Genomic DNA, 8,849 nt, shown 5'->3' with positions numbered 1-8,849 from the left:
GACGCATGAGCTCTCCGGATCGCTTGCGGTGCAAGCTGTTCCGGCGGTGCACGGCCCGGCGGACGGGCAGCGCGACGAAGGCGGCCACGTCAACTGCGAGGTGACCGGATTCGTGCTGTCCGGGCGCGGCCTGCCGACCGTGTACCTCAGCGGGGACAACGCCTCGATGGCGGCGGTCAAGGACGTGGCCGACCGGGTGGGCACGATCGACGTCGCGCTGCCCGTCCGCCGGGCCGTGCACCGCCGGAACAGCTTGCACCGCAAGCGATCCGGAGAGCTCATGCGTCTGCCAGGGCGCCACCCCCACCGCAGGCGGGCCCAACCGGCCGGCGCCGCCCGGATGGGTGAGCACCAGCGGCGCGGCCAGGGCCATCCGCCGGCCGTCGTCGTCGAGGTTGTCGGGATGCTGGTCGTGGCTGATCAACACCGCGTCCACCGGGCCGAGCGCCTCGGCGCTCACGGCGGGCCCGGTGAGCTTGGTCAGGTACGCGTGCACCCCGGGCGGGTCGAACGTCGGGTCCATCACGATCCGGTGGCCCGCGATGTCGACGACCGTGGTCGGGCCGCCCAGCACAGTGATCGCGCAGGCGCGCCGCTGCGCGTCCACCAAGGCGCTCATATGCCCCGGGCCCGGTCGCGCCAATACGGTTCGCGCAGTTCGGTTTTGAGGATCTTGCCGCTGGCATTGCGGGGCAGCGATTCCACGAAGTCCACGGTTCGCGGGCATTTGTAGCCGGCGAGGTGCTCCCGGCAGAAGGCGATGACATCGTCGGGATCGATCTCGCCGTTGGCCACCACGATCGCCTTGACCGATTCCCCCCAGAAGTCGTCGGGCACGCCGATGACCGCGGCGTCGGCGATGGCGGGGTGCTCGATGAGCACGCTTTCCACCTCGGGCCCGTACACGTTCTCGCCGCCGGTGATGATCATGTCCTTCAGCCGGTCTTCGATGTACACGTAGCCGTCGGCGTCCAGGCGGCCGACGTCACCGGTGCGCACCCAGTCGTCGTCGGTGATCGTCTCGGCGGTCGCCTCCGGCCGGTTCAGGTAACCGCTCATGTTCTGGTTGCTCCGCACCCAGATCTCGCCGGGCTCCCCGGCCGGCACCTCGGCGCCCGTCTCCGGATCGACCACGCGAATCTCGGTGCCCAGCACCGCCTTTCCCGCCGCTAACTGCAGGTGCGGGCGAGCGGAATCGCGATGATCGGCGTCGCTGAGCGCCGTGACCGCGCCGCACAGTTCCGTCTGCCCGTACACCTGAACGAAACGCGTTTCGGGCCAGGTGGACAGCGCCCGATGCAGTAGGGGCAACGGCATGGGCGCGGCCCCGTAGACGATGTAGCGCAGGCCCGCGAACATGGCGTGGGCCGCTTCGCCGGCGTCGAGGAACCGGGCGATCACCGGCGGGACGAAGAACGCGTGGGTAGCACCGGATCTGACCGCGCCCATCAGGGCGGTGGCGTCGGGTTCACGGGTCATGATCGTCGGCACACCGGCCCGAATACCGAAGAGCGCGTAGCCGATTCCGCCCACGTGGAACAGGGGCATGGCGACGAGGTTCGCGTCCCCGTCATCGAACGGGAACGCCGGCGCCAGGTTGGCCGCGTGATTGACCAGCGCGCGCTGGCTCAGCAGCACGCCCTTCGGCCGCCCCGTGGTGCCGGAGCTGTAGATCACCAGGGCGGTTTCGCTCTCGTCGACCTCGGCGTCGCTGCCCGTGGGCGCCGCCGCGTCCAGCAGGGATTCGTACTCGTCACCCACCACCACCATGCGCTGCACGCCCGGTGCTCGTTGGGCGGCCGCCTCGGCCGCGGCCTGCAGCTCGGCGCCGACGAAAAGCAGCCGCGCGCCGCTGTCCTCGAGCACGTGGACGAGTTCGTCGCCGACGATGCGCCAGTTGACGACGGTCGTCACCGCGCCGATCGACGCCGCGGCGAAGAGCACCTCGAGGCAGGCGGGGTGGTTCTTGTCCAGAAAGGCCACGCACTGCCCGCGCTGCACGCCGGCGTCCCGCAGCGCGCCGGCCGCGCGCCGGATCCGCGCGGCCCAGTCCGCCCAGGACCACTGCCGTTCGCCGTAGCGAATCGCGATGGCGTCGGGCCGCTGCTGTGCGTGCCGGTCGACGAATCCGGCGAGCGTCTCCGTCGTTTTCGCCGTGGTGTCGGCTGGTGGCATGAACCCCTCCGAGGTCGGTTTACTCACACTCTGTGATACGCGGTCGTGGCCGCGCCCGCCACGGCGGCCCTCCGTTTGACTGGGAGCTTCCGCCTACCAGTGGTCACCAACAAGTCCTGGCACTCGCACCGACGTCGGCGCACGATCAGACTATGCCCGAAAAGACGCGCCTGCCCCTGCTGCCACCGCCCAGCCTGAGCCCCGAGCAGAAGCGCCTCTATGACGACATGGCGGCGGTGATCGAGCGCAACTTCGACGGGCTCGTCGCGCGCCGCGAGGATGGCGCCCTGATCGGCCCCTTCAACGGCTGGCTGCATTTCCCACAATTCGGAAAGCCGGCCTGGGCCTTCAACAAGGCGCTCTGGGAGCACAGGGTGTTGCCCGCCGCCGTCCACCAGCTCGTCATCCTGGTGACCGCCGCCAGGTTCGGCGCCCGGTACGAGATCTATGGGCACGAGCACTTCGCCCGGCAGGCAGGCCTGGCCGAGCGCAAGATCGCGACGATCGCCGCGGGCGAACGTCCGCACGACCTCGACGACGACGAGGGTGCCGCCTACGACATGGCGGCGGCGCTGAACCGGGGTGCCCCGCTTCCGGAGACCACGTACCAAGCGGCGAGGCAGGCTTTCGGCGCTGAGGGTGTCGCCGAGATCGTCTTCCTGGTGGGATGTTTCTCGATGGTCGGCATCACGCTGAACGCGTTCGATGCGTCGGTGCCGGGCAGAGAAGAAAATCTCGATATTTGCTGATAGCTCACTTATATCGAGCGGCGCGAGCATTAGCTCCCCGTGCGCGTTTGCTTACCCGCGAGTGGAGCGGTGTGCCAACATGTCTGCCATGGTGAACCCCGACCGAGCCGGCTCACGCACCTTCGTCGTCACGGGCGCCGCGTCCGGGATCGGCCTGGCGACCGCGAGGCGCCTGCTGGCCGAGGGCGGCACGGTGATTGGCGCCGACCTGGTCGCGGCGCCCGACCTCGGCCCCCGGTTTCAGTTCGTCAACGCCGACGTGACCGACGAAGCCGCGATCGCCGCGGTGCTGGCCGCCGTGCCCGACCGCCTCGACGGCGTCCTGCACGCCGCCGGGGTCGCCGGGGGAGGACCGGTCCACCTGCTCGACCGATCTGAATGGGACCGGGTGATCAAGATCAACCTCACCGGCACCTTTCTGGTGGCGAAGGCGGCGCTGGCCCGGATGATCGAGCAACCCCGCGTCGATGGTGAACGGGGTTCGCTCGTGACCGTCGCGAGCGTCGAGGGCCTGGAAGGCACGGCGGGCGGGAGTTCATACAACGCGGCCAAGGGTGGCGTCGTGCTGCTCACCAAGAACATCGCGCTCGACTACGGACCGAGCGGCATCCGGGCCAACGCCATATGTCCCGGGTTCATCGAAACCCCAATGGCCCAAAGCGTCTTCGGTCTCCCGGGCATGGAGGGCCCGCTGCAATCCATCACCTCCGAACACGCCCTGCAGCGGCTGGGCCAGCCGGAGGAGGTCGCGGCCATGGCGGCCTTCCTGCTGTCGCCGGACGCCTCGTTCGTCAGCGGTCAGGCCATCGCCGTCGACGGCGGCTACACCGCCGGTCGTGATCACGGTGTGGTCAAACTCTTCGGCTTTCCCTCCTAGCGCCTTAAGATTCGCGCATGGTCACTCCCGATGAGGCGATCGAGGCGATTCGCGGCGCCGGCGGGGCGCAGCCGGGCTGCCGCGCGCTGCACGCCAAAGGCACGCTCTACCGCGGCACGTTCACCGCGACACCCGACGCGCTCATGCTCACGCGCGCAAAGCATCTCGACGGCTCGACGGTTCCGGTGCTGATCCGCTTCTCCAACGGTGCGGGCAATCCCAAACAGCGCGACAACGTGCCGGGCATCCGCGGAATGGCGGTGAAGTTCACCCTGCCCGACGGCTCCACCACCGACGTGGTGACGCAGACCGCGCGGCTTTTCGTCTCCAGCACGCCCGACGGGTTCGTCGATCTGCTCAAGGCGATGCGACCCGGGCTGACCACGCCGCTGCGCATGGCCAAGTACTTCCTCACCCATCCCCGGCTGCTCGGCGCGCTACCGGTGCTGCGCGACGCCAACAGGATCCCGGCGAGCTACGCCACCGTCGAGTACCACGGCCTGCACGCCTTCCGCTGGGTGGCCGCCGACGGCAGCGCCAGATTCGTTCGCTATCACCTGGTTCCGGCCGCCACGCAGCACTTCCTGTCGGCACCCGACGCCCACGGCAAAGGCGCGGACTTCCTCACCGAGGAGCTGAACACGCGTCTGGACGGCGGCCCGGTGCGGTTCGCATATCGCGTGCAGATCGGCGGGCCCACCGACTCCACGGTGGACCCGTCGGCGCCCTGGCAGAGCACACAGATCGCAACCGTCGGCACCCTCGAGATCACCGGTCTGGAGACCGAGCGCGAGCACGGCGGCGACATCTTGGTGTTCGATCCGATGCGGGTGACGGACGGCATCGAGCCCTCCGACGATCCGGTGCTGCACTTCCGGACGCTCGCGTATTCAGCGTCGGTCAAGCTGCGCACCGGCGTCGACCGCGGGGCCGAAGCGCCGCCCGCCTGACGGGGGAGCAGAACCGGCAGTCGCCCGCACGCCGAAACCTGGGGCAGGCTAAGGTTTTTCTTCAGTGTCGCCTCCCCACATGATTCTCATTTGCCTTGCCGGGTTCGGCGCCGGTGCCATCAACGCGCTGGTCGGGTCCGGCACGCTGATCACGTTCCCCACCCTGGTCGCCCTCGGCTTCCCGCCGGTAACGGCCACCATGTCGAATGCGATCGGTCTGGTCGCCGGCAGCGTGTCGGGCACCTGGGGCTACCGCGCCGAGCTGCGCGGCCAGTGGGATCGGCTGCGCTGGCAGTTTCCGGCGTCGCTGGGCGGCGCGGTGCTGGGCGCCTTCCTGCTGCTGCATCTGCCCGAGAAGGTCTTCGCCGAAGTGGTGCCGGTGTTGTTGGTCCTGGCGCTGATTCTGGTGGTCGCCGGGCCTCGCATTCAGGCGTGGACGGGACGGCGCGCCGAGGCCGCGGGCCGCTCACCCGAGCACATCACGCCCCGCCGCATGGCCGTCCTGGTGTTCGGGACATTCGCGGTCGGCGTTTATGGCGGTTATTTCACCGCCGCTCAAGGCATCCTGCTGGTCGGCCTGATGGGCGCGCTGCTGCCGGAGTCGGTACAGCGGATGAACGCCGCCAAGAACCTGCTGGCCCTCGTCGTGAATGTCGTTGCCGCGATTGCCTATACGTTGGTCGCCTTCGACCGCATCAGCTGGCCGGCCGCCGGGCTGATCGCGGTGGGGTCGCTGGTCGGCGGGCTGATCGGGGCGCGCTACGGCCGCCGGCTGTCGGGAAACGCGCTGCGCGCGACGATCGTGGTGGTCGGCCTGATCGGTCTGTATCGACTGCTGGCCGTGGCGTAACTCGTAGCGTTCGCCGCATCGAGTGTGCGTTCACGGCTTTGAGTGTGCGCCCAGGGAGGGCCCCCCCGGCGTGTCGCCGCCCTGGACGCACGCGCAAGTGAACAGAGGCGTAGCAACGGGTTTCAGTCCAGCGTGGCGGTGGCAATCTCGTCGATGACGTCCATCACCTCGCCCCGCTCGCGCCACGCCCGCAGCTGACGCATCGCCCCGTTGCCTCGGGTGGCGACGCGGTCGAGTTCGCCCACCACGCGGTCATATTCGCCCAGCGTCTCCAACGCCGGCCGCACGCGCTGCACGAGGGCGCCCAACTGCTCGCGCGCGGACACCGCTCCGCCGCCGTGGATTAGGTCGAGCGTGCGTCCGGCGAGCCCGTCGTGGGCGGCCTTCCAGTACGCCGCGCGCAGAGCCGCCGGCGGAAGCCGCCCGGGCTGGTCGCCCTCGAGCGCCGTCATCACCGCGGCCCGGACCAGCGTGGCGAGCAACACCGTTTCCGCGACGGTCGCCGGCACGTCGGCCACCCGCACCTCGATCGTCGGGAAGTTCTCCGACGGGCGCACGTCCCAATAGACCATCTTCTCGTCCAGGATCACTTCGCTGTCGATCAGCATCCGCACCGTGCGGTCGTAGTCGTCGGGCGACGGGAAGAACGGCGGCGGCCCTGCCACCGGCCATCGTCGCCACAGGACACTGCGCCAGCTCGCGTAGCCGCTGTCTGCGCAGCGGTACACCGACGAATTAGCCGCCAGCGCAAGCAGATTGGGCAGCCACGGTCGCAACCAGTTGCTGACATGGATGGCGGCCGCGCGGTCGGGAACCTCGACGTGGACATGGCATCCGCAGATGCCTTGCTCATGCGCGACCATCCCGTACTCCGCGCCGATCCGGCGATAGCGGGGAGTGTCGGTGACGGGGAACTCGTGCGGTGTGGCCGGCGGAAGACCGGCGGCGAGCAGCCGAAGCCCCACGGCCTCGGCGGCCCGCGCCGCGGTGCGCCGCAGCGCAGTCAGCTCCTCGGCGAGTTCCGTGCTGGTCGCCACCACGCTGGAGGTGGTTTCCACTTGGCAGCTGCTGAGTTCCAGCTGCAGCTCAACGCCCCGGCGTTTGGCCTCGGCGGCCACATCGGCGTTCTGCGGCGCCGGTTCGCCCGTTCGCGGGTCGACAAGGAGGAATTCTTCCTCCGCGCCGAAGGTGGGAGGGTCGCTCATCCAGCCACACGGGCCCGATCAGTGCCCGCGTTGCCCCGTCACCAACGGGCCGCGGACGCCAGCGCGGAATCGGCGGTCGGGTAGATGGGCAGAAGGGCTGACAGGCCGCACGCGTCGATGATGCGGGCGACGATCGGCTCGCGGCTCACCAGGCGCAACTCGATGCCGCGCTCCTTGCAGCGCTTCGCCTCGTCGGTCAGCGCCGCGAACGCGCAGCAGGCCATGAAATCCAGCCCCGTGACGTCGACGACCAGGGGACCCGGCTCGATGACGATGCCGGCGACCTCGCTGATGAGCTGGCGCCAGGTGTGCTCGTTGCACGCGTCGACCTCTCCGCCGGCATAGATCAGCACCGCCGGGCCGCTGCGATCGGCTGACGCGCGCAGCGTGCTGTTGGGGTCACCCAGCTCGTAAACCAGCTTCGTGCTCAGCATCAGGTGGGTAGTTGTCATCGGTTCTGCAATGGCCGAGATCATCGTGGACTCCTAATCGACCGGCGTCTACGACGCTGCGATGGATGCCCGTCCTGCCCTCTGAAGACAGACTTTTCGCGGAAGGCGAATCTCTTTTCTATAACAAGACAGGTCTGTCTGTCTACCTGTGCCAGCTAAGAGTATGTTGTGGGTTGCTATGACAACTTCCGATGTCGGAACGCCCGCCGCGTCGGCTCGTGAACGTATCCTGGCCGCCGCATATGAGCTGTTCAGCCGGCGTGGAATCCGTGCGGTCGGCACCGAAGAGGTGATCGACCGGGCCGGTGTAGCCAGGGCCACGCTATATCGGCATTTCGCCACCAAGAACGACCTCGTCCTGGCTGTGCTGCAGCGGCGCGAGGAACTGTGGACGCACGGCCTGATCGAGGAGCAGTCACGGCAGCGGGGCGAGACGCCCGAGCAACAGTTGCTCGCAATCTTCGACGTCATGCACGACTGGATTCAACTGCGTGACGGCTACGAGGGCTGCTCGTTCATCAACGTGCTGCTCGAGCTCGGGCCCGATTCGCCCGCGGGGCGGGCCTGCATCACCCACATCGACCACGTTCGCGACATCGTGCGTCAGCGCGCGATGGCGGCGGGCCTGACCGACGTCGAGGACTTCGCCTCGTCCTGGCACATCTTGATGAAGGGCGCCATCGTTCTGGCGGCAGTGGGCGATGTGGATGCGGCCTTGCGTGCCCGGAGGATGGCCAGCGCCCTCATCGCAGAGCATCGGCCGGTCGCGCCGGAGGATCTCGGCGAAGCGGCCAGCTAACCCGCCTCTCAAGCCGCGTCGGCGGCGGTGCTGTCGGCCTTGCGGTAGTGCTCGGCCTCGAGCTCGGCGATGGCCCGGGAGGTGCGTTCACGCAGCGCGAAGGCCGCGATCAGCCCGAACACGATCGCGATGACCAGCGCTATCCAGGAGAACCGCTCCAGCCAGCGCTCCGCGGCCATCCCGGCGTAGTACACCAGCGCGGTGGTGCCGCCGGCCCAGCAGATGGCGCCCGAGACGTTGGCGGCCAAGAAGCGCGGATAGTGCATCTTCAAGGCTCCGGCCAGTGGCCCGGCGAAAATCCGCAGCAGCGCGATGAAGCGGCCGAAGAAGACCGCCCGAACTCCCCAGCGGCTGAACAACTTTTCGGCCAACGCGACGTGTCCGGGACCGAAATGTTTGGGGAACCGCCGGCCCAGGCGGTCGAAGAGCGGCATACCGAACCGGCGCCCGATCGTGTAACCGATCGAGTCGCCGACCACGGCGCCGATCACCGCCGCGATGCCGACGCCGACGGGGTTGACGGGCAGGTCGTCGTGCGACGACATCAGCGCCGCGCTGACCAGGATGATCTCGCCGGGAAGGGGAATGCCCAGGCTCTCGAGCCCGACCACGCCGCCGACCACCAGGTAGACCGCGAGCGGCGGGATCGCGTGCAGCAAAGCCTCCACATCCATGCGTCCAGCATGCCTGACGGTCCGGCGGTACGCGCCCTAAACCCGCCGCTTCGCGTCGGCCGGTCGGCTCGGCGCGCCGAGACTCTCCAACTGCGGCCGTTTGGGTTCCCGGCCATCG

General features: G+C 68.9%; 10 protein-coding genes. 5 read left to right on the top strand and 5 right to left on the bottom strand.

From position 1 onward, the window contains the following. The coding region (locus A5711_RS23525; RefSeq protein WP_231987535.1) for an MBL fold metallo-hydrolase at nt 1-607 on the bottom strand (607 nt) is incomplete at its 3' end. 8 nt (nt 608-615) lie between these two features. Beyond that, nucleotides 616-2,175, bottom strand: a complete 1,560-nt coding sequence (locus A5711_RS23520) for a long-chain-fatty-acid--CoA ligase (protein WP_067950820.1) — start codon at nt 2,173-2,175, stop codon at nt 616-618. A 152-nt stretch (nt 2,176-2,327) separates the two neighbouring features. Here A5711_RS23520 and A5711_RS23515 point away from each other — a divergent pair, with 152 nt between their 5' ends. The 4 genes from A5711_RS23515 to A5711_RS23500 all read left to right on the top strand — a co-directional run bounded on the left by A5711_RS23515 (nt 2,328) and on the right by A5711_RS23500 (nt 5,601). Then, nucleotides 2,328-2,924, top strand: coding sequence for a carboxymuconolactone decarboxylase family protein (locus tag A5711_RS23515; RefSeq protein WP_067950818.1), 597 nt, complete (start codon nt 2,328-2,330; stop codon nt 2,922-2,924). A gap of 79 nt (nt 2,925-3,003) precedes the next feature. Further along, entirely contained in the window at nt 3,004-3,801 is a 798-nt protein-coding gene (locus tag A5711_RS23510) for an SDR family NAD(P)-dependent oxidoreductase (protein ID WP_197501064.1), read from the top strand. Between the two features lie 17 nt (nt 3,802-3,818). Continuing rightward, a complete protein-coding gene (locus tag A5711_RS23505; protein WP_067950816.1) occupies nt 3,819-4,751 on the top strand; it encodes a catalase family peroxidase in 933 nt (310 codons plus the stop codon). Nucleotides 4,752-4,815: 64 nt separating this feature from the next. Continuing rightward, a complete protein-coding gene (locus tag A5711_RS23500) occupies nt 4,816-5,601 on the top strand; it encodes a sulfite exporter TauE/SafE family protein (protein WP_067950814.1) in 786 nt (261 codons plus the stop codon). 122 nt (nt 5,602-5,723) lie between these two features. On the opposite strand, the gene A5711_RS23495 is transcribed toward A5711_RS23500, so the two are convergent. Next, nucleotides 5,724-6,806 (bottom strand): glutamate--cysteine ligase, encoded by a 1,083-nt coding sequence (locus tag A5711_RS23495; protein WP_067950812.1) that lies wholly within the window; start codon nt 6,804-6,806, stop codon nt 5,724-5,726. Nucleotides 6,807-6,844: 38 nt separating this feature from the next. Then, on the bottom strand, nt 6,845-7,282 hold the full coding sequence (locus A5711_RS23490; protein ID WP_067950810.1) for an anti-sigma factor antagonist: 438 nt from the start codon (nt 7,280-7,282) through the stop codon (nt 6,845-6,847). Nucleotides 7,283-7,436: 154 nt separating this feature from the next. On the opposite strand from A5711_RS23490, the gene A5711_RS23485 reads away from it, so the two are divergent. Continuing rightward, nucleotides 7,437-8,057, top strand: a complete 621-nt coding sequence (locus tag A5711_RS23485) for a TetR/AcrR family transcriptional regulator (RefSeq protein ID WP_067950808.1) — start codon at nt 7,437-7,439, stop codon at nt 8,055-8,057. An 8-nt stretch (nt 8,058-8,065) separates the two neighbouring features. On the opposite strand, the gene A5711_RS23480 is transcribed toward A5711_RS23485, so the two are convergent. Beyond that, complete coding sequence (locus A5711_RS23480) at nt 8,066-8,731, bottom strand: DedA family protein (protein WP_067950806.1); 666 nt, start codon at nt 8,729-8,731, stop codon at nt 8,066-8,068. Nucleotides 8,732-8,849 lie beyond the last annotated feature (118 nt).

It is taken from the genome of Mycobacterium sp. E2238, from assembly GCF_001672665.1.
Classification (GTDB): Bacteria; Actinomycetota; Actinomycetes; order Mycobacteriales; family Mycobacteriaceae; genus Mycobacterium.
Note: the sequence above shows the minus strand (reverse complement) of the source record. Positions and strands in the feature narration are given on the sequence as shown.

What these genes read in the sequence shown, in the direction of transcription:
- A5711_RS23505 (WP_067950816.1), top strand. Translation starts at nt 3,819, where the DNA reads ATGGTCACTCCCGATGAGGCGATCGAGGCGATTCGCGGCGCCGGCGGG.
- A5711_RS23515 (WP_067950818.1), top strand. Translation starts at nt 2,328, where the DNA reads ATGCCCGAAAAGACGCGCCTGCCCCTGCTGCCACCGCCCAGCCTGAGC.
- A5711_RS23495 (WP_067950812.1), bottom strand. Translation starts at nt 6,806, where the DNA reads ATGAGCGACCCTCCCACCTTCGGCGCGGAGGAAGAATTCCTCCTTGTC.
- A5711_RS23490 (WP_067950810.1), bottom strand. Translation starts at nt 7,282, where the DNA reads ATGATCTCGGCCATTGCAGAACCGATGACAACTACCCACCTGATGCTG.
- A5711_RS23480 (WP_067950806.1), bottom strand. Translation starts at nt 8,731, where the DNA reads ATGGATGTGGAGGCTTTGCTGCACGCGATCCCGCCGCTCGCGGTCTAC.
- A5711_RS23485 (WP_067950808.1), top strand. Translation starts at nt 7,437, where the DNA reads ATGACAACTTCCGATGTCGGAACGCCCGCCGCGTCGGCTCGTGAACGT.
- A5711_RS23520 (WP_067950820.1), bottom strand. Translation starts at nt 2,175, where the DNA reads ATGCCACCAGCCGACACCACGGCGAAAACGACGGAGACGCTCGCCGGA.
- A5711_RS23510 (WP_197501064.1), top strand. Translation starts at nt 3,004, where the DNA reads ATGTCTGCCATGGTGAACCCCGACCGAGCCGGCTCACGCACCTTCGTC.